Genomic DNA, 18,501 nt, shown 5'->3' with positions numbered 1-18,501 from the left:
CGATCACGACAGCGGTGGTGAGCAGTAAGTGCGCGAAGGACCTTGTGCGCGTCGGCTTCCACGATGTCACGCAGGTCGTCGTGGGTGGCGGGCATGTCCAGGCCCTGGGCACCCGCGATCAGGCGGTAGGCCGTGGTCATGTCCGCGTCTCCCGCGGCGACGAGAGAGGACAGAAGTGTCTGGTCGGCCGGAGTGCTCTCGTCGACGAGTGTGAGGACCTGCACCCGATCCGCGAGGGTGGCCAAACTCGGCTGCAGGAGAACCCAGTTGACAGGAGGTAGGAAGATCAGCGACTCTCCCACGACCGTGACGGCAGCCGGGAAGGACGGACAGTCGGGCACAGCCCTCAGGGGATCTCGTGCCTCCGGTGAAGCGATTGAGCTTCAGGCCGCGCCGCCCGTTGTCGCCGTTCTGCCGTACTTGCCCCGCCGAGGAGTTTCCGTTGCACAGAGCAGTCAGGGCGGCGGCCGTGCTCGCCCCCCTTCTCACCGTCACTCTCAGTCCGGCGCCGGCCTCGGCAACCGCCCCTTTCAAGGGGGCCAACACGGCCGCTGTCCAGGACGACTTCAACGGTGACGGCTACCGGGACCTGGTGGTGGGTGCGCCCCGCGCCGCCAACAGCGGTGTGGAGAAGGCCGGCGCCGTCGTCGTCCTGTACGGGGCGGCATCCTCGGTGAGCACCACGCGCCGCGCGGTCATCACCCAGGCGACCTCCGGAATCCCCGGCGACCCCGAGCAATGGGACGCCTTTGGCACGGCGGTCGCCAGCGCCGACTTGGACCGGGACGGCTATGCGGATCTGCTCGTCGGCACTCCGGACGAGACCGTCGGCGACAACAAGTCCCGGGGCTCGGTGACCGTCGTGTGGGGCGGCCCCGGCGGTCTGCAGGGCGGCGCAACCGTGTCCCCTCCGGCCGGGTACGGGGGCGGCATGACGTACTGCGGCTTCGGGATGTCCCTGGCCACGGGCCACATGGACGGCGACGGCGCCCCGGAGGTGGCTATCGGCTCGCGCTGCGAGGGTGCCGCCTACAGCGGGCCCTTCACGCGTACCGGCAAGGCCGTCTCCGGTTACCGGGAGTGGCGCACCGGTGAGGCGCGCGGTGTGGTGATGGGCGACGTCAACGGTGACGGCACGGCAGAGCGTTTCTGGATGGCCGGCCCCACGACCGGCGACCTCCGTGGTCCGGTCCATGAGGAGAGTGCGGGCGGTGAGCTCGTCAAACTCACCAACGCCGACGGCCACACCGGCCAGATCGGCGACATCAACGGCGATGGCTACGGTGACCTGGTCACCGGCATCGCGGACGACGACTTCAGGATGAATGAGACCGGGGCGGCACACCGCGGCGGGGAGATCCAGGTCCTGTACGGCAGCGCGCACGGCATCACCGTCGACCAAAGGCCGACGGTGTTCCACCAGGCCACGGCAGGTGTCCCCGGCACCGCTGAGGACGGCGACCAGTTCGGCCAGTCGCTCAGCCTCGGTGACGTCAATGCCGACGGATACGCCGACGTCCTCGTCGGCTCACCCAGCGAGGCGGTCGGCACACGCCTCTACGCCGGAACGGCTGTCCTGCTGCGTGGCTCTGCTAACGGCCTGACCACCGCCACGGCCGCTGGATACACCCAGGACACGGCGAGCGTGCCCGGCAACGCCGAGAACGGAGACCAGTTCGGCGCAGCGGTCCACCTCACCGATCTGAACAGGGACGGCAAAGCCGAGACGGTCGTCGGCATACCCGGGGAGAACACCGACGGCTGCGTGTGGATCGCCCGCGGCTCAGCCTCCGGGCCCGTCCTGAGCGGGTCCGTCAACCTGTGCGGCAAGAGCGCCGGCATCACCATCCGCAACACGCAGGGCTACTTCGGAGCCGCACTGACGAGCCCTCACGTTTCCTCCTAGAGGCGGCCCCCGGCTTCCTCCGGGTCAGGCCGCGCGTCCAGTGATGCGGCGGCGGCCAGGCGACAGCGCTGATAGATCGACGACACCTGCGACCAGTCCACCGCCGACCTGTGCACGTGCGATGCCCAAATGCAGGGCCATCTCCTCGCCGGTGGAGCGTGGCCGGATCCCGTCGTCGGTCGTGAAGTGCCGTGCCACCGTCTCGCCCTGGCAGATGAGAGAGATCTGCCAGGCCTGAACGCGGCTTCCGCCACCCGTGACCGCCAACGGCCGCCCGTGCGTCAGGCTGCGCGTCCGCTGGCACGCCGGCCAGCGTGCCGACGGCGCTGAGGAAGTGACGACACGTTCGACCAGTCCACCGCGGGCTCCTCGATGAGCTCGTCCGCGAAGGTGAACCCAGGGCTGTAGGCGGGGGCCAGGAAGAGGTCCTGCCACCGCGGCTTGGGCTCGGCCACCGGCCGAGGGCCGACGCTTACGACAGGGCGACGAAACTGCGCATCACGCATGCATGACTCCAGCACTCCACGATGCCCGGACGGCACACGCCGCCCGGGCAGATCCACGAACTCAGGCCCCCCGCCGAGGCTGTACACCCGAACGGCCGGCACCTCGATCGAGCTCGAAGGGCAGGTTACTTCTCAGGCCCATAGTGCTCCGTGACCAGGGCTTCAAACAGGGCCGTGAAGGACCTCAGCGCACACAAGTGCCGAGCTCCCCGCCCAGGGAGCGGGCGTCTGAGCGCTGGACAGGTACCTATTTCCGGCCGTGATCTATCGCACTGGCTGGAAGGGGTGCATGGTGGTGGTGCGGTCTTCCTGACGTCCCCGGCACGGAAGCCGCTCGGGCCCCGCCGTGTGGCCGTGGTCGGGCGCCCGCCGCTCCTCCCGGCTCCCCACGGGAGGCTATGCGGCTGTCAGCTCGTAGGCTGAAGCCGTTCCCCGGGCTTGACCGGCACGATCTCGATGCCCGTGCACTTCTCCGCGGTCAGTCGCGTCTTGCGGTCCTCGGCGCTGGCCTTGTCGTAGGAGACCCCTGCTACGCGCGGCACGCCGTCGCGGTCGGTCCAGCGGATTCCGTAGCTCGCCATGAGGTGAGTATTGCCGTCGGGTCTGACACTCACCGGTCAGGTGACGGCGGTGGGGCCGCGTAGACACCTCAGGGTACTAACTCGTCAAGCATGCGGTCCTCGGTCCGCTGTGTAGCCTGTCGATCTGTTCGAACGGGATGGGGTGGGGCGTGGAGACGCTTGTGGAGGAGGCTGTCGCCGAGGCGCTGCATGGCGGGGGCGGCGAGGGGATCCGCCTGTATGTTGCCGCCTGCACCGAACGCATGGCGCCGCTGTTCGTGGGCCTGCGTGCTGGCGAGCCGGGGCGGGAAGCCGACATGGACTTCTATGCGGAGTCCGTGCGCGATCTTTGGTATGCCGACCGGCCGCTCGTCGACGCCCCCGAGCGCGTGCGCCTGCTGGAGCGGTTCCCGGAGCTTCAGCCGACGGAGGAGGGGATCACGGATGTCGCCGACACCTACGCCTTCTTCGCTGCTCTCTGCCTGCGGTATGCCTTGCTAGCCCACGGCTCGGGAAGCACTGAAGCGGCGTCCTGCGGCCATGCGGCGCTCACCGCGATGGGCATGCTGGACCAGAACGTGGCGGGTGCCAGCTTTCTCGCCGAGGAACAACGGCTCCAGTCCCTCTCGCTGAGCGGTGACGTTTCAGGCCTCTGGGACGCGAGCGTCATGGCAGGGCGGGAGAGGTTCCGTGCGGTGGTGGGCCGCCTGTCCCGCTAGTCCGTGACCTGCATGCGCCGCAGCGGGTCTCCGTCCGGGCCTTAATGACGGCGGGCATGCCGTTGAGGCACCCGGCCGCGATCAGGTCGCGTACGTCCGCCTCGACGAAGAGGGCACGCGGCGGGTGACGTCCGGCCAGTGCCGTTCGTGGAGTCCGCCGCGCCGCTACTGAGCCCCTCGCGGACAGCAGCGAAGTACAGCAACCACAGCACCATTTCTCGTCCAACAGTGCCCGCCGGAGACCGTAAGGCAACCTATATGGCCACCGTTGAGGGTCTCTCTAGAGCTACGGGTCAGAAGGCTTCTGACATCTACGGCGCCGGACGGAGTCCTACACCAGTATCTCTGTCCGGCCGTCGCACCAGTCGAAAGCGAGGACTTCACCCGCTGGTGACCAGGTGGAGGAGGGGACGCGGGCGCGGGCCGTAGGGGTAGAGCCATGGGCTCCAGTCACCTTCTTGAAGGTGGGAGATCGCGATGAGTGCGTCGGCGGCGTTCTTGCAGCGTGGGTGGCGTGCCGTGAAGGACGCGATGCGGGGGCGCTGCGTGAGCAGCCAGTCGGCGACGGCTCGCGGGTCGCCGTCGTACCACCACGTGAAATCGAACTCCTCCCACAGGAAATCCGTCCCCCAGCCCAGTGTCAGTCGGACGAGGCCGGCATCCGCGGCGGGGCCGGAGAGGCCGGCGATGTGGTCCAGCCACGGCTCCAGGCCGCCCGTGGCGTGGGCGACGCCTTCGACGAGGTCGCGGATGTCCGCCGGGGACTGGCCGCCGGTGAGGGCGAGGGTGAGCAGTGCCCGGAACGCCTGCTCGACCGCGGTGCGCTCGGCGACCAGCCAGCTGATCAGTTCGGCCCCGTGTCGGCCGAGACCGCGCAGTTCATGGGACGGGTCGGTGCCGGGGCCTTCCGGGCCCCAGTGACGCAAGGCACGCGGTATGAGGCGGCGCCACAGGACCCGGTACTGGTCCGTGTCCCAGTGATCGACGACCTTGCCCATGAAGCCTTCGAGGACGTCATCCGGCACATCTCGCGGATCACCGCCAAGGATGCGCAGTTCCGCTTCCGTGAAGCAATGAGTGCACCCCTCCACCGGCCGGTCGAGTTCCGGAGGGGAGGCGAAGATCCGGTCCACCTCGGCGAGGGCGAGCCGCCACATCGTGTACGGGTCGGGGACAGGCTGATCGAGCATGGCGGCTACCTACCGGGACTCCGCACCGTGAGCCGGGCGAAGAGCGTGACGCTACACGGGTTCCCGCCCGGCCGGTACCCGTTTCCCGACGCAGGCGAGGTCAAGATCCCCAAGGCCAGGTCGGCTGCCCGTCTCTGAAAGCCAGGCATGGGCTACCGGGCCGTCTCTGGGCCGTGAAAGGTTGACCACCGGTGACAGAGGACACCGGAGGGTGACAACCCTCCCGCGCCTCCGGCACCTTCCGCCGTCGCGTGTTCTGGCTCCTGCCCCACGACCGGGACATCGAGTCCCACGGGCTCTACGCGAAGAGCGCACCCGCTGAAGCCGTGGACCCCCGCACGCTCGAAGCCCGCGTCAAGGGCTACAAGACCGAGCGCTCCGAGGGCGGTCCGCCCTCCACGGCCATGCGGGAGCTCGGGATACCTCTTCCTCTGTAAGCACCCAGAAGCAGAAGCCAAGCACGAGCGGCTATCGCCGAAGCCGCGGCTGCTCTGCGGCGCTAGTGCCTTGACGGGGTCAGCTCACCTGGTCTCCTGCCCGAGGGCCGGCCACGATCCTTGCAAGGTCCTCCTGAACGTGGCCTGGCGGTCGCCTTGAAGGGTGACTGCCTCGCGGATGCCGGCATGCAGCGGGCGGATCCGGCTGTGTTCGGGCCGGTGGCCTTCGACCCGACAATCTCCCGTCCCATCGAGACCCGCGCCGCCTCCGTCGAGAAGGCTCTGGCAGCGGTCCATGCTGCCCGGGCCGTAGCGCGCGCCCGTTTCTGAATGTTGGCCGGACGGCTCACCGACTCCGTCGGCGGACCGTCATCAAACTTCGAGGCTAGTAGCCGTTGGGGACCCGAACTGACGGCAATCGAGGGGCGTCTACGGTTGCAGGCATGGCGTACTCCAGCGACTCCTGGATCTGTCGAAGGGAGTTCTCGTAAGCATCGGCACGTTCACCACTGTCGATGGCCCTCCGATATCCGGTCAGGCCCTCCAAAACCGTCGGCTGCTTTCCAAAGTCGCTGTCCGGAAACAGTGGATCGAAGGACGAGAGGATCTCGCCGTCCTCCGCATAGAAAATCCAGGCGGCCGCAGTCTCGCTCACCTGCGCAAGAAGCGCGCTGGTCCCGCGTGACACAGCTTTCAATACCTCCTCCTGCGCGAGAAAAGGTCCCTCGGGCTCAACTATGAATGTACAACCCGCATGGCTGCCCGAACGCAGAAGCGGCCCTCTTGAATCCAGAATCCCACTGTTTTCCAAGCCGTCAAAATCTACCCCCAGTACATCATCTTGGTCGACCTCGCTCCCGAGCTCCTTGATTGCATCAAGTTCGCTCCTGTCGAGGTCTACCACCTCCGATTTGTCGTATGGGATCCTGGAAAGCGCCTCAGTCGGGGGGATCGCCCGCACAAAAATGACGCAATATCCCGTCTCGTAGAGATTGGAATTCGGAAATATGAGGGTATTCATTCTCTAGCCTCTCGTGGCGTGAACAAATGCACGACTCGGTCCGCCCTCGCGGATCGAGTCGCGCATCTTCGAGCTGCCGCTAGGGCACGTCAGAGCCTAGGGGAGGGGCTGTCCGGCGTTTACCCAGTAGGGGTCCTTCTCAAGGAGCCGCTGCTCCGTCGTAAAACGGCCGAGGTCGCCACCCACGCCCTCGTTCTGGGCTTTCGGCATGCTGGCACGCGCGCACTTTGCCGTAGCCGGAGGCATCTTCCCCTGGTTCGAGCCAGGCCACCCGAGGGACAGGTAGACCTTGCCGTTGATCGTCGAAGAGGTGACGTAGTACTGCTGGCAGTCCACCCCGGACTTGACACCGAACTGGCGCCCGCTCTCCTTCGACTTGGCGAACGGCCACTCGTCGCACTGCGCCGGCGCCGGGGTGCTTGCGTGGGCTTTGAAGGTGCTGTCGCAGACGACGTCTCGGTTCTTCCTCGCCTCTGCTTCGCTCGATTCGCGATGCAGAGGCTGTCCACGCCCCTCCCAGCCAGGGTGCGTGGACATGCTGGCCTGGACCATGCCGACGTACTGGCGCGCTTCTGAGTACTTCTTGTCCACCTCGAAGGTGGGAGTGAAATCAGGCGCGACGCAACCGGCTCGGGCGCTTACCTTGAAGTCGCAGCGCACAAAGTACTGCCCGTCACCGGCCTCGTTGTTGCCACCCTACCGCGTTGAACCGCTCAACCCGCCGATGCTGACGCTCAGTTGGTAGCTCATCCGGAACGCTCTCTCGGTGCCCGCGGCCTGAGGGCCCGCCCATTGGCGCGTGATGGTGCCGTCGATCGACTGGCCAACCGTGATCGGGCGAGGTGCTGTCCAAGGCCCGGAAGTCTGCTTGCAACTGGAGTCGAGCGAGCACGTCGAGTCGATCTGGACGGTCATCCCGTCCGTCGCCACGTCGGCCGACGTCAGACGGAAGTTCACATTCTCGAAGAACTCCGGGATGGCGTTCTGAGTGTCAATTTCTTGCTCTACAGTGCCGTAGGCATTGCCCAGAACATGCCGCTTACAGTGTCCATAAGGACAACAACGACTCCGCGCACGGAGCACAGCGAATAGCGAGTGAGGTACACCTGGTTCGGTACCTGGATGTTGCGCCAGACAACTGTCCCTGCGGCTCGCGCAAGAGACCTCCCCTGAGTCTTCGCCATCTCCTGGGGTGTCTGCCAGTCGATGCAGACTGCCCTTTTCCGTCCTGCGTCACGGAGCGCCTCGAGGTTGTGCTTGACCTCAGCACATTAGTTACTCGCTCGCGTGTCGCTGGAGGCACGAAGGGTCTGGAAGTGTTTCGTCCTATTCTGAAGCGTTCGCGTTCCGTTCGACGACTCTGCCGAACTCGCGAGATGATGGTCACGCGAACTGTCTGCCAAAGCGATACTCGGAGTGAGAAGCGCCGCTAACAGGGCGCCAATTACACCAAGTGCCCTGTATCTGTTCCTGCTCAACAATCCCCCATAATGGCATTTCTGGTCACGCCGCACTGCGACCAAGCAACGCAATCATGGCAAGATCCGTGGGGTCTACACGATCTGGATGACGTGCTTGCCGCGCACCCCGCCCGCTTCCAGGGCCCGGTGGGCGTCAGCGATCTTTTCGAGGGGGTAGACGGTGTCGAGGACGGGGACGATGTCGCCGTTCTCGGCGTGCCGAGTGAGTTCGGTGAGCAGGACGGTGTCGGGGTTGCCGCTGAAGGCGCGAATGCGGCCTGTGCCGTGGACGGTCGAGGCGAGGATGCGGGCGAGGCTGATGAAGGGCTTGCTGGTGTCGACGGTGACGGCGACCATGCGTCCGCCGGGGGCCAGCAGCCGGCGGTAGATGTGCTGCTGCGTTCCGGCGGTGTCGACGACGACGTCGAAGCGGCCCAGCTGTGAGGGGCGGGTGGCCCGGTAGTCGAAGCCTTCGTCCGCGCCCAGGTCGCGGACGAAGTCGAGATTCCTGGCGCCGGCCAGCGCGGTGACCTGGCCGCCGAGGAGTTTGCCGATCTGCACGGCGACGCTGCCCACACCGCCGGCTGCGCCACGCACCAGCAGACGCTCACCCGGCTTGAGGGCGGCTTTGTCGCGCAGGGCGGTCACCGCCGTCGTGCCACCCGCCAGCAGGGAGATGGCCTGCACCGGGGTGAGGTTCTGGGGGGCGGGGGCGATCTGCCGGGGCCGGACGGCAACGTATTCGGCCATGCTGCCGGATTTGCGGCCCAGCAGACCCCATACCCGTTCACCCACCCGTACCCCGGCCACCGACGAACCGGTCTCGGCGACCTCTCCGGCGAAGTCGATACCGGTCACCTTCGGGAAGGTGCGGCCCGTCACCAGGCGCAGCTTTCCCGCCCGCCCCGGCAGCTCACCGCCGTTGATGCTCACGGCGTGCACCCGTACCAGCACCTCGTCGGGCTGGACGGACGGTATGGGCATGCTGCCCGCGTACAGGACCTCCGGGGGCCCGTAGCGGTCGAAGAGCGCGGCGCGCATCTCACTCATGGTTTTCTCTCGTTTCGCGTGGCGAAGGGGGCGAGCGGAGCGATTACGTCCGCCGGTACACTCACGCTAACCCGCTAAGCGGACGCCATCTTCCACTTACGTTGAAGTGAGAGAAATGCCTGCTCAGCCATCTCACAACGCACACCGGCCGCCGTCCGGCGACGATCCCGCAGCGGAGGCCGCCGGACTGCGAGCCGACGCCCGGCACAACCGCGAACGCATCCTCGAAGCCGCCCGTGAGACGTTCACACAACAGGGCATCGACGTTCCCCTGAGCGCCGTCGCCCGCCGCGCGGGAGTGGGCGTCGCCACCCTCTACCGCCGCTTCCCCACCCGCGCCGCACTCGTCACCGCCACCTTCACCGAACAGCTCACCCAGTGCGCGGCCGCACTGGACGACGCCCTCGACGACCCCGACCCCTGGCACGGGCTGCGCCTGCTCCTGGAGAAGGTGTGCATGATGCAGGCCACCGACCGGGGATTCGCCGGCGCATTCCTCGCAAACTTCCCCGACACCCTCGACCACGAGCACCGCCGCGCCCGCGCCGAAGACGGCCTGAGCAGGCTCGTGGAGCGCGCCAGGAACACCGGACAACTGCGCGCCGACTTCGACCTCTCCGACGTCACCCTCCTGCTCCTGGCCAACGGCTCCCTGGCCGGACAACCGAAGGAGACTGCCCTTGCCGCCTCCCAGCGACTGCTCGCCTACTTCCTGCAGTCCATGCGATCCCACGATCACGCCGAACCTCTGCCACCCGCAGCGCCGATGGGACTCCAGCACCTTCACCCGCACACGCCCAGATCCTGAGCAGTTGGCCCCTGCGATCGCGACGGATCCTTCCCGTAAACGGTCTTTTCCGCGAGCAAGATCAATCGCGTGCCGCCGGACCCCGAGCCTGCCCGGATTCGTTCTAAGAACCTGTTCACTGTGTGGCGGGAGCGTTGCGGACCCAGGCCCCAACCCGGGCAGCGAACACCGCTGCGGAGCCTGCGGGGCTGATCGCTCCTGCGGTCAATGCTGCTGCCCACCCGGGTGATGACCGGGCTGGTTCGTCGGCGGGAAGCTGCTGTTCCCCGCTAGACCCGCCGTGTGATCAAGAACCTGCTGCGCGCTGTGCCCGCGCTCGCTCTGTCCGTTCTCCCGCTGTCCGGCCCTGTGGCCGCCACCCCCTCACCCGTCCATGCCCGCATGACCGCCGGGCCGTCCGCGGGTTGCCCGACTGCCGCAGCCGCGCGGGAGGGCGCCCCGCCGACGGGGACGGACGTGCCGCTCGCGTGGGTGGAGGCGGCTCCGGAGGCGCCGCGGGCGGGGCACAGCCGCGAGCAGTTCAAGCACTGGAACAAGGGCTTGGACTCGGCAGACGGCTGTGACACCCGCAGGGAGGTGATGCTTTCCGAGGCGGTGCGCTCCGGAGGTAGGGCCGCGGTGCGCATTGTGGGGCGGTCGGTGGTGGTCGTCGTGCGACCAGGTGTGGGTCACCTCCGCGTCCTTGCTCGACGTCGACCACGTGGTTCCGCTGGCTGAAACCTGGGACTCCGGGGCCGCGGCGTGGACGGCGGCGCGGCGTGAGGCGTACGCGAACGACCAGGGCGCGCCGAACAGCCTGATCGCGGGCTCGGCCGGCTCCAACCGCTCCAAGGCGGACAAGGATCCGGCGGCCTGGCTCCCCGCCCCGGCGGACCGGTGCACGTACGCCGTGTACTGGGTCGCGGACAAGTTGCGCTGGCAACTGACGGCGGACGACGCCGAACGAGCCGTGCTGGATCGTCTCGCGGAAGCCTGTCCCGCGTCCGCCGTCACCTACGAGCAGGTCCCGTAACCGCCCCGGCATGCTCTCCGCCTTGGAAGATCAGCCCTCCGACAAGCCGGCTGCGTCGGAGCGGCTGGCCAACGCCCCCGCCGAGGGCGGGGGCGTTGGCTTGTCCTGTCTACTGGTACCGGTACTTCACGCCCCGGTGGTGGGAGCAGGTGCCGCGGAAGTGGGCGCTGTAGGAATAGGTGCCGTCCTTGCACTTCGCCGTCGCCGCACGCGGATGTGAAGAGTTGGCCTTGCAGACGCCGGTGGTGTGGCGGGCGCACGAAGCAGCTGCAGCGTCGGTGGCGACCGCCACCGGCGCCAGCGGCGCACCCGCCATGACGGCTGCGGCCACAGCACCGCGGAAGGTGGTCAGCATGGGAGTCCCCCTCAGTGAGTCGAAGACGCGATCATGCACGGTCGGCCTGCTGCGCCGGGCCGCTGCCAGCCCCTGGACACACGGCTGTGACAGTCGTGGCGCAGTGGTCAGGGGACGTTCGATCCAGACGAACACCCAGACGAAAGCTGGGCGGCGCGCCACCATCCGTTGCATCCGGCTTTCCCAGCAGCCGCTGTTCGGCCGTAGTCCTGAGCTCCTCAGCGCTGAGGACCTTGCTGAAGCTGTCCCTGCCGGGCATCCCGCCGCGGCCGCCAGCGTCATCGGCCCACACACCCCGATCACCCATCGCTATCGGTTCGCCCGGTACCGAGAGCACACGGTCTCGCGCGTCACTTCGAGGCTGCTCGGGGATGAGGAGGCGTGCGGGATCGAAGGCCGACGTCTTGTCTATGACGGCTCTGATGGTGGGAGCCCGCGCGAGGCCTTGCTCAGCGAAGGACCTCGACGCACGGACGGACTGTGGCGAAGTCGGCCCCGATCCGGCGTCGCCGCGGCGAGGGAAGGGCTGAGGGCCTGCTTCCGGTGGTGCACGCACGGGAGGGGCCCTCAACGACTGCGCGGCGGGCTGGGGGAAGTAGCCTGCGTGCTGTTATGTCCAACGACCGAGCGGGCAGCCGGATACGGGCGGCTCTCGTCGGCGCTGGTCGCCGTGGGTGTCGCTGTGTGAATCATGCAGCGAGTGGGTGGAGATCGCCAACTACTCGCGTCACGGCGGGAACTTGGGCGGCCGGACTCTCTCCGATGAGGACGGCCGTGCCTACACCTTCGACCACTACCGTCTGGACGGCCGCGCGACCGTCCGTGTCCACACCGGGATCGGTCTGGACATGCGCTGCGATGTCTATCAGGACCGCCGCAGCTACGTGTGGGACGACGATTCCGACACCGCGACCCTTTGCAACGACCACGGCCGTCTCGTCGACGAGGCGTCCTGGGGTGACCGCGGCCACTGCGGTCACCATCACCGCTGACCGCCCGGCCGGGTGCTTTCGCCACGGATACCGGAGGCGGCCGGCTGCGGTGTGAAGCGGCGGGGCGGGCCGGCTGTGTGTCGGTCCGCCCCGCCGGGATGCTGTTGCCGCCGTGGTTCTGCCCTTTCCGGCGGCTCAGTCGCTGATGTGGCCGCAGTAGGTGCACGGTCGGGTTGTGGCTGTAGTGCTTGGCCACGTGCATGGGGGTGCGGCCGTCTGGATCGGCGGGTTGGGGGTGAGCGCCGAAGGCCAGCAGCATGGCTGTGGTGTGCACGGTTGGCGGTTGGCTGCTCTGCAGGGCCCCATCGCTCGGCGTCGATCGCGTGCGTCAGCGGTGTCAGGTTGCTGCCTTGCGCCGGGAGGGGAGGGAACGGGCGGTGCGTGTCGAGGTGTCCGCGCCGGGGTCGTAGGTCGGGATTGGGCAGGGGCTGGTGTGAATGGGATAGGGATGGCTGGGTGGTCCTTGGGCCAGATTCGCGGGCGGGTGTTTGCTTGCTCAGGTGATCCAGCTGTTGCCGGCGCAGGCGGAGGCTGTTACCCACTGGCTGGCCATGATGTTCCTGTCCATGCTTGCACCGTTGGTGAAGGTGTTGTCGCCCAGGTAGTCCGCATACAGCTCGCCGGGTGCGAGGCATCCGTAGGAGCCGTTGCCGCCGGGGAGGAAGTAGAAGGCGACGACGTCCCTGCCGCCGAAGAAGCCTGCGTTCATGACGGACCTGGCCCGGTTGCTGGCGTTGGTGAACGCGCCGGCGCCGTCGCCCCAGTCGAGGTCGTTTCCGGTAGTTCCGCCGAGGTAGGTGCCGGTGCAGTCGGTCCAGTCCCAGGCGTGCATGCTTCCGTTACGTCCGGGCCATTTGGCGTTGCAGTTGTCGCCTTGCGTGGAAGGCGTGTGCGGGAGAAGGCGAGGTGAGCAGGGGGCACAGGACGAGACTGGCGGCCGCGATGAGCGCGCGTATTCGAGGCATGTCGTACTCCTTGCGAGAGATGGCGTTTCAGGTTCGAGGGGGTGCGAGTGCGGCGGCGCGTTGCAGCGCCCGGTGCTGGAACGCGCGGCTGAGGTTCAGGGCCTGCCGGTATGTGCGGGGCAGTTCTTTGATGTAGTGGTTCTCGCGTTCTTTGCCGATCGCTGTGAGTGAGGTACGTCGTGCGCAGGTGGCGTCGGCGACTGCGAGGTCGCGTTCCGCCCGGAATGCTTGGGCGGCATCTAGCTGTAATGACTGTTGTGCAGCGGCCTGTCGGGCCGCCCCTGGGTCCGTGAAGGGATGGCCAGTCCGGTTCATGCACTGCGACCAGGCGCTTAGCGTCGTGGTGAACTTTGGGTCGGCCATGATCTTGGGGACGTAGAGTGCCTGGAGGCTGCTGGCCAGTTTGTCGGCGCGGAACCAGCCGCGCACATCCCCATACAGCTGCTTTTCCGACTCGGCCACGCACCCCCCTTCTCGCTTCTTGACTATCCCACCACGGGGAAGGTCAGCCGTTATGACAGGGGCGTCAAGGCCGCCATCCATGGCAGCGTCGCATTTTCCGCGCTGGGCTGCGGAAAGGCTCGCGTGGTAGGCGATGTTGGGGTTGTGACGCCGGCTGCGATCGTCCTTCACGGTGATCCGACTGCCATATCCGTGTTTGCGAGCCCAGTTGACGTCGTCCGACACGTAGCCCGCCGTGCGGCTTTCTTCGAGACTCAAGCGCTGCGCTTGCCAGTACGCGAAGCCGTTACGGTTCATGCACCTGCGCAGCAGCACCTGCTGGGCGTCTGAGATGCGCAGCAACTGCGCATCGGTCAATGGGTGGACATTGCGGGTCGCCGCAAAGGGTGCTGCCGGCGACGGCGGCTGGTTACTGCTGCATCCGGCCAAAAGGGCAGCCGCCATAACCGCCGCGGCTGTTGTCGCTGGCAGCGGCCGCGCTCTTGCCTGCCAGTGGTTCACGTCAGTGTCGCCTTCGTCCCGCCGTCGCATCTCACTCGTAGCCGTCGCGCAGATAGGACCAAGCGGTGAAGCTGGCCGGTACGGGCGTCCGTGGCGTGGGCGTAGGTGTTGCCGCTGCGAGCAGGCTCGGCCGCGTTGTCACCGGAGTTGGCCAGCCCCAGCACCGTGGACGGCGGGTTCGGCTCGGAGTGGATGCGCACGCCGTCGCGGCTGACGAAGGAGGAGACTGGACTCGCGGACGGCGCGGCGGATGCCGCGCCAATGGCGACTGCTGTCATGCGAGTAAGCCCAGGCATTTTTCGGACCGGAACGATCACGCGTGTTCCCCCTTGTGTCGGCTCGTTCTGCAGACCGCAGTCGGTGAACTCCTCGGCTGCGGCTGGGCGATACGAACGATGACGGTGGGAAAGCGTGGGGTGCCAGCATTTCGAGCACCCTCGAAATGTGTCTCAACGCTGGTTTTACCCCGTGGGGGCGTATTGGTGAGCCGACGTCGAGTATGCGCAGGCCGAGTGCAGTGAGGGCGCCGACGGCCGGGATCGCGTTTCTTTTCCCGTCGATCTGTTGATGGGCGAGGACCTGACGCTGCCTGTCGGCTTCGGGTCGACGCCCTCCCGCCAGGGTCGTGCCTCCACTGGTTCCTCGAGGTCCGTCATAGTCGGATCCCCCGTGCCGGGGTGGATGCGTTGGCGCATGCGTGTGGCGTCGCGCCAGGAGCAGTCGGAGGGCGACTGGTCGGGGTACGGCCACAGCAACAGGTTGGAGGCCAGCCGCTCGGCGCCTTCGTAGCTGGTGCGTGCGATGCCCGTGTACGAGTGGTCGATCACGACCAGGTTGACGCGGATCACCTCGCGCGGCGAGTACCGGCGGGCCCGGGCCGTCCTGTCCGGCGCTGGGATGGCCTGGGGTGCGGGGCTGGTTGCGGAGTTGCGGGTGTTCGGGGCCGCTTGACTGTCCGCCACCGGTGCCGGCTTCAGCTTCGGATGGGGGCGTCGGTCGGGTTGGGGTCGGGCGGGGGTGGGGCTGTTTTGTGTGTCTGGGCGGTGGTGTCGCCGGCGGGCCTTGGGGGTGGTCGGGGTGGTGTGCTGCGGGGGCGGGTTAGTTGGCGGTTTGGGGTTCGCTGATGTTGTTGCTGTTTCTGTTGATGCTTTCGCCGTCGGTGCCGGGTTCGTTGGTGTTGTTGAGGTTGTTTTGGATTTCGGTGTAGGTGTCTTTGCCGCGTTGGGGGGTGAGGTTGAGGGTGGTGAGGATGGGTGGGTGGATGATGTTGGGGAGGGTGTGGGTGAGGAGGGTGGTGGTGCGGTGGTCGAGGTCGGTGTAGTTGGTGATGGCTTGGGACATGGCTTGGATGCCGGCGTAGGCGCCGACGAGGAGGTCGGCGGTGTCGGTGGGGTTGATGTGGGGGAGGAGTTCTCCTTGTTGTTTGGCTTGGGTGAGGAGGGTGGTCATGCCGTGGCTCCATTCTTGGAAGCTGGTGCCGCGGTCGAGTTCGGTTGCTTGTTGGTCCATGGCGAGGCGGACGCCGGCGCGGACCATGGGGTCTTTTTGGAGTCGGTAGGTCTGGAGGAGGACGGTGTCGACGACTTCCTGGGTTTTGCAGGTGCGGGGTGGGACGGTGCCCATGTGGCGGCCTTGGGCGGCCATGACGCCGTAGGCGAGGTCTTCTTTGGATTGGAAGTGGAAGTAGAGGGCGCCTTTGGTGACGCCGGCGGTGGTGAGGATGTCGGTGATGGTGGCGGCTTGGTAGCCGCGTTCTTCGAAGACGGAGGCTGCGGCGACGAGGATGGTGTGTCGGGTGCGGATGGCGCGGTCTTGTTTGGCCATGGGGTGTCGCCTCCGGGGTTGTGGTGCCTGGGGAGGCGCCCTTAAAAGAAACCGTCAGGTTTGTATCTTAGCGGTTTCGGTGGGGGGTGTCGTGGGGTCGCGGGGGTGTGATCGGGGTGGTGAGGGGGTGGGGGGTGGGGCCGGTTGGTGTGTGTGCTGTGTGTTTTGGTGGGTGTGGGTGGCTATGTAGGGGTTTATTCATAAAGTTCGATGGCGGGGGGCGTCTGTGCTCTAGGTGTGGCCGGTGGGGGTCGTGTGGCGGTGGGTTGGTGTGACGGGGTTACTCCGTTTTGAACACCGTTGCCGGAAAGGAAAGTTCAGTCCTGTCTCAGGGCTTTGGCGCTTGCAAGGTCTGGGCGGGGTGGACCCACTCCGCCCACTCGCCGTCTGCCGTCTGCCTCTGTCGTCTGCACGGCAGCCCACGGTGTGCGTGGCGGCGCAAGGCGGTAATACGGGTGGTGGGTTGCGGGGTGGGCGGCGGTTTCGTGTCCGTCCCGGTCTGCTGGGCCCGGCGCCCTCTTGTGCGGCTCTGGTGCGTGCGCGTCCGTCCGGTCGCCCTTCGCGGCGGGGGGGTGTGGCTTTCCCCGTGTGCTGGGCGTCTTCTTCTTATCCGCGCTCGTTCCTGGAGTTGCGGTCTCCGGCCCGGTCCTGGCCCGGTCCCTCGGGTCTGACGCCCGCGCGTTGGCTTCGCACCTGGGGGCCCCGTTTCATATCCGGCTTGGCCGCCGTCCTGGTCTTGTGTGGCGCCCGGTGGCTTGCTCCCGGGTTTTGCCCCTGCCTGCGGCTTCGCGTCTCCGGGCCTGCCTTTGCCGTCGTCTTCGGGCGGGGCCTGGTCGCCGGCCTCGTTTGGTGTCCCGGCCTCGCTTGGTGTCCCGGGCCGCCGTCTGCCGGTCCGGTGCCCGCACTCGGCCCCGGCCTTCGCCCCCGTGCCCGGCCCCGGCCCAGTGCCCGGCCCCGGCCCAGTGCCCGGCCCCGGCCCAGTGCCCGGCCCCGGCTGCCGTGCCCGGGCCCCCGCCCGCGGGCTCTGCTCCCGGCTCCCTCGGTCTTGCTTCGGCGTTGAACTGCCGTTCCTGTCCCGGCTCGTGTCCGGACAGGCGCCCGCCTTTGGCCTCGCGCCCGTGCTGGTCCCCGGCCCCGGCCCTGTGTTCGTGGCGGCTGCGGTTCTGTGGTCTTGCGCGGGGTGTGGTTTCTGGGGGGCGGGCTCGTGGTCTTCGGGGTGGGGCGGGCCGGCGGTGTTGTGCCGGGTGTTCGGGGTGGCTTGGTCTGCTGGGTCGCCCCGCCCTGCCTGCCCCCGTGCCGCTTCGCCTCGCCCGGTTCCGCTTCGCCTCGCCCCGTTCTGCCACGTTTCGGTTCGCCTCGCCCCGTGCCGCTTCGCCCGGTTTGGCTTCGCCCGGTTTCGTTCTTCCTCGTTCCGCTCCGCTGTGCCTTGTTCCGGGCTACGGGCTGTGGAGGCCGGGCTCCGGGCTGGGTGCGGGCGCGGGTGCCGGAGTGCCCGGAGTGGCGGGGTGTGGGGTGCTGGGGCGTGAGCGGGTGCCAGGTGCCGGGTGCCGGGTGTTGGGGCTTGGGGGTTGGGGGTTAGGGGAGGGGGGTGGTGGTGAGGGTGGTGTGGAACATTTCTTTGCCGTTCTGGGTGGCGGTGATGTCGACGTGGTGGTGGTGGGGGGTGGTGGTGGGCAGGGGGCGGGCGTGGATGTGGCAGGGGGTGTCGAGTTCGACGTAGTGGTCGTAGGTGCTGTGGATTTCGGTGGGGATGAGGGGGGTGGTGGTGCCGGTGGTGGCGATGGCTGCCTGGCGGGCGGCTTCGGCGAGGAGCATGCCGGGGGCGTGGTCGACGGGGTGGTCGAAGAGGACGGGGTGGCGGGTGTCGACGCGTAGTTGCCAGGTGTTGGGGGTGGTGGTGGGGGACAGGACGACGTCGGTGGGGGAGAGGCGTCCCACGTTCTGCGGGGGCAGGGGGGCGGTGAGGGGGGTGTGGAGGTGGCCGTGGTTGCCGCGCAGGCGGCGGTAGGCCTGGGGGGTGATGCAGGTGTAGGTGAAGCTGCCGGTGGCGGCGATGTGGCCGGCGCGGCGGATGACGGCTTCGTAGCGGGCGGCGCTGTGGGTGGTGCCGCGGGTGCGTACGTCGTGGAAGGTGACGTCGATGTCGAGGTCCGCGGGGGTCGCGCCGACGTGCAGGTGGGCGGGGTCGACCTGCAGGTGGAAGGTGCGCATGACGAACTGGTGGCCGATGGGGACGCCGAACTCGGCGTGGGGGAGGAGGAATCCGACCTGCCTGATCGTTTCTGCGGCGAGCAGGGGGTCGTGGTGGGTTCCCCCGATGGGGGTGTAGAAGCTGTGGCTGCGGGGCCACTGGGCGGTGACCTGGAAGCGGTTGTCGCTGAGGCGGGTGCGGCCGGTGAGCAGGACCTCGGCGAGGGCGGCCCGGTGGACGAACTCCTTGGGCACCGTGCAGGTCAGCCGTTGCGGGGCGGGTGCGGCCGCCCGGGTGTCGGCCGGCGGCCGGCCGGTGGTTATGCGGTGCGAGGTGCCTGTTGCGGGGTGGAACGTGTTCGTGGACATGTCTGATCCCCCTGGGTGGCAACGAGATGATGCGCCGGACCGGACCGGGCGCCTCAGATGCCTCAACATACAGACCAACCGGTTTAGTTTCTAGCGTTGAAGGTGCACTGCCGGCTGGCGTGAAATGGAGCGTGTCCTTCCGGCCGGTGGGGCCGGAACGGGTGCTGGGCGCGG

At 67.8% G+C, this 18,501-nt stretch carries 13 protein-coding genes and 4 pseudogenes; 7 read left to right on the top strand and 10 right to left on the bottom strand.

Annotation, left to right across the window (positions count from 1 at the left end):
• The first annotated feature begins 442 nt into the window (after positions 1 to 442).
• Positions 443 to 1,906 (top strand): FG-GAP-like repeat-containing protein, encoded by a 1,464-nt coding sequence (locus B0675_RS36625; RefSeq protein ID WP_081224103.1) that lies wholly within the window; start codon positions 443 to 445, stop codon positions 1,904 to 1,906.
• A 913-nt stretch (positions 1,907 to 2,819) separates the two neighbouring features.
• On the opposite strand, the gene B0675_RS41640 is transcribed toward B0675_RS36625, so the two are convergent.
• Positions 2,820 to 2,993 (bottom strand): hypothetical protein, encoded by a 174-nt coding sequence (locus B0675_RS41640; protein WP_179165541.1) that lies wholly within the window; start codon positions 2,991 to 2,993, stop codon positions 2,820 to 2,822.
• 149 nt (positions 2,994 to 3,142) lie between these two features.
• On the opposite strand from B0675_RS41640, the gene B0675_RS36620 reads away from it, so the two are divergent.
• Positions 3,143 to 3,691, top strand: a complete 549-nt coding sequence (locus B0675_RS36620) for a hypothetical protein (protein WP_241540132.1) — start codon at positions 3,143 to 3,145, stop codon at positions 3,689 to 3,691.
• A 380-nt stretch (positions 3,692 to 4,071) separates the two neighbouring features.
• On the opposite strand, the gene B0675_RS36615 is transcribed toward B0675_RS36620, so the two are convergent.
• Entirely contained in the window at positions 4,072 to 4,881 is an 810-nt protein-coding gene (locus B0675_RS36615; protein ID WP_081224102.1) for a hypothetical protein, read from the bottom strand.
• Positions 4,882 to 5,096: 215 nt separating this feature from the next.
• Between B0675_RS36615 and B0675_RS36610 the strand changes: the two are divergent.
• Both B0675_RS36610 and B0675_RS42300 read left to right on the top strand, forming a co-directional pair.
• Positions 5,097 to 5,318 (top strand): annotated as a pseudogene (locus tag B0675_RS36610) (DUF6009 family protein); the annotation flags it as partial.
• Between the two features lie 144 nt (positions 5,319 to 5,462).
• Positions 5,463 to 5,627 (top strand): annotated as a pseudogene (locus tag B0675_RS42300) (IS1380 family transposase); the annotation flags it as partial.
• A gap of 76 nt (positions 5,628 to 5,703) precedes the next feature.
• Here B0675_RS42300 and B0675_RS41130 read toward each other — a convergent pair.
• The 3 genes from B0675_RS41130 to B0675_RS36595 form a co-directional block, all read right to left on the bottom strand.
• Positions 5,704 to 6,339: a DUF6461 domain-containing protein gene (locus tag B0675_RS41130; protein WP_143661145.1), complete on the bottom strand. Its 636-nt coding sequence runs from the start codon at positions 6,337 to 6,339 to the stop codon at positions 5,704 to 5,706.
• A 96-nt stretch (positions 6,340 to 6,435) separates the two neighbouring features.
• Complete coding sequence (locus tag B0675_RS36600) at positions 6,436 to 6,930, bottom strand: hypothetical protein (RefSeq protein ID WP_143661144.1); 495 nt, start codon at positions 6,928 to 6,930, stop codon at positions 6,436 to 6,438.
• A 962-nt stretch (positions 6,931 to 7,892) separates the two neighbouring features.
• Positions 7,893 to 8,849 (bottom strand): NAD(P)-dependent alcohol dehydrogenase, encoded by a 957-nt coding sequence (locus B0675_RS36595; RefSeq protein ID WP_107482969.1) that lies wholly within the window; start codon positions 8,847 to 8,849, stop codon positions 7,893 to 7,895.
• A gap of 115 nt (positions 8,850 to 8,964) precedes the next feature.
• Here B0675_RS36595 and B0675_RS36590 point away from each other — a divergent pair, with 115 nt between their 5' ends.
• A complete protein-coding gene (locus B0675_RS36590; protein WP_081224098.1) occupies positions 8,965 to 9,657 on the top strand; it encodes a TetR/AcrR family transcriptional regulator in 693 nt (230 codons plus the stop codon).
• A gap of 282 nt (positions 9,658 to 9,939) precedes the next feature.
• Positions 9,940 to 10,669 (top strand): annotated as a pseudogene (locus B0675_RS36585) (HNH endonuclease family protein).
• 109 nt (positions 10,670 to 10,778) lie between these two features.
• Here the strand turns inward: B0675_RS36585 and B0675_RS42295 are convergent.
• Positions 10,779 to 11,024, bottom strand: a complete 246-nt coding sequence (locus B0675_RS42295; protein ID WP_081224097.1) for a DUF3761 domain-containing protein — start codon at positions 11,022 to 11,024, stop codon at positions 10,779 to 10,781.
• 698 nt (positions 11,025 to 11,722) lie between these two features.
• On the opposite strand from B0675_RS42295, the pseudogene B0675_RS36575 reads away from it, so the two are divergent.
• Positions 11,723 to 12,016, top strand: a pseudogene (locus tag B0675_RS36575) (lamin tail domain-containing protein); the annotation flags it as partial.
• A 496-nt stretch (positions 12,017 to 12,512) separates the two neighbouring features.
• Here the strand turns inward: B0675_RS36575 and B0675_RS36565 are convergent.
• The 4 genes from B0675_RS36565 to B0675_RS36545 all read right to left on the bottom strand — a co-directional run bounded on the left by B0675_RS36565 (position 12,513) and on the right by B0675_RS36545 (position 18,327).
• The gene (locus tag B0675_RS36565; protein WP_241540131.1) at positions 12,513 to 12,848 is read right to left on the bottom strand and encodes a hypothetical protein; all 336 of its coding nucleotides are present in this window, start codon (positions 12,846 to 12,848) and stop codon (positions 12,513 to 12,515) included.
• 160 nt (positions 12,849 to 13,008) lie between these two features.
• Positions 13,009 to 13,944 carry a hypothetical protein gene (locus tag B0675_RS36560; protein ID WP_143661143.1) on the bottom strand — a complete coding sequence of 312 codons (936 nt, stop codon included), beginning with the start codon at positions 13,942 to 13,944 and terminating at the stop codon, positions 13,009 to 13,011.
• 1,098 nt (positions 13,945 to 15,042) lie between these two features.
• Positions 15,043 to 15,768, bottom strand: coding sequence for a ScbR family autoregulator-binding transcription factor (locus tag B0675_RS36550; protein ID WP_081222100.1), 726 nt, complete (start codon positions 15,766 to 15,768; stop codon positions 15,043 to 15,045).
• A 1,575-nt stretch (positions 15,769 to 17,343) separates the two neighbouring features.
• On the bottom strand, positions 17,344 to 18,327 hold the full coding sequence (locus B0675_RS36545; protein WP_081222099.1) for a ScbA/BarX family gamma-butyrolactone biosynthesis protein: 984 nt from the start codon (positions 18,325 to 18,327) through the stop codon (positions 17,344 to 17,346).
• Between the last annotated feature and the right edge of the window lie 174 nt (positions 18,328 to 18,501).

It is taken from the genome of Streptomyces sp. M41(2017), from assembly GCF_002078175.1.
In the GTDB taxonomy this organism is placed as follows: Bacteria; Actinomycetota; Actinomycetes; order Streptomycetales; family Streptomycetaceae; genus Streptomyces.
Note: the sequence above shows the minus strand (reverse complement) of the source record. Positions and strands in the feature narration are given on the sequence as shown.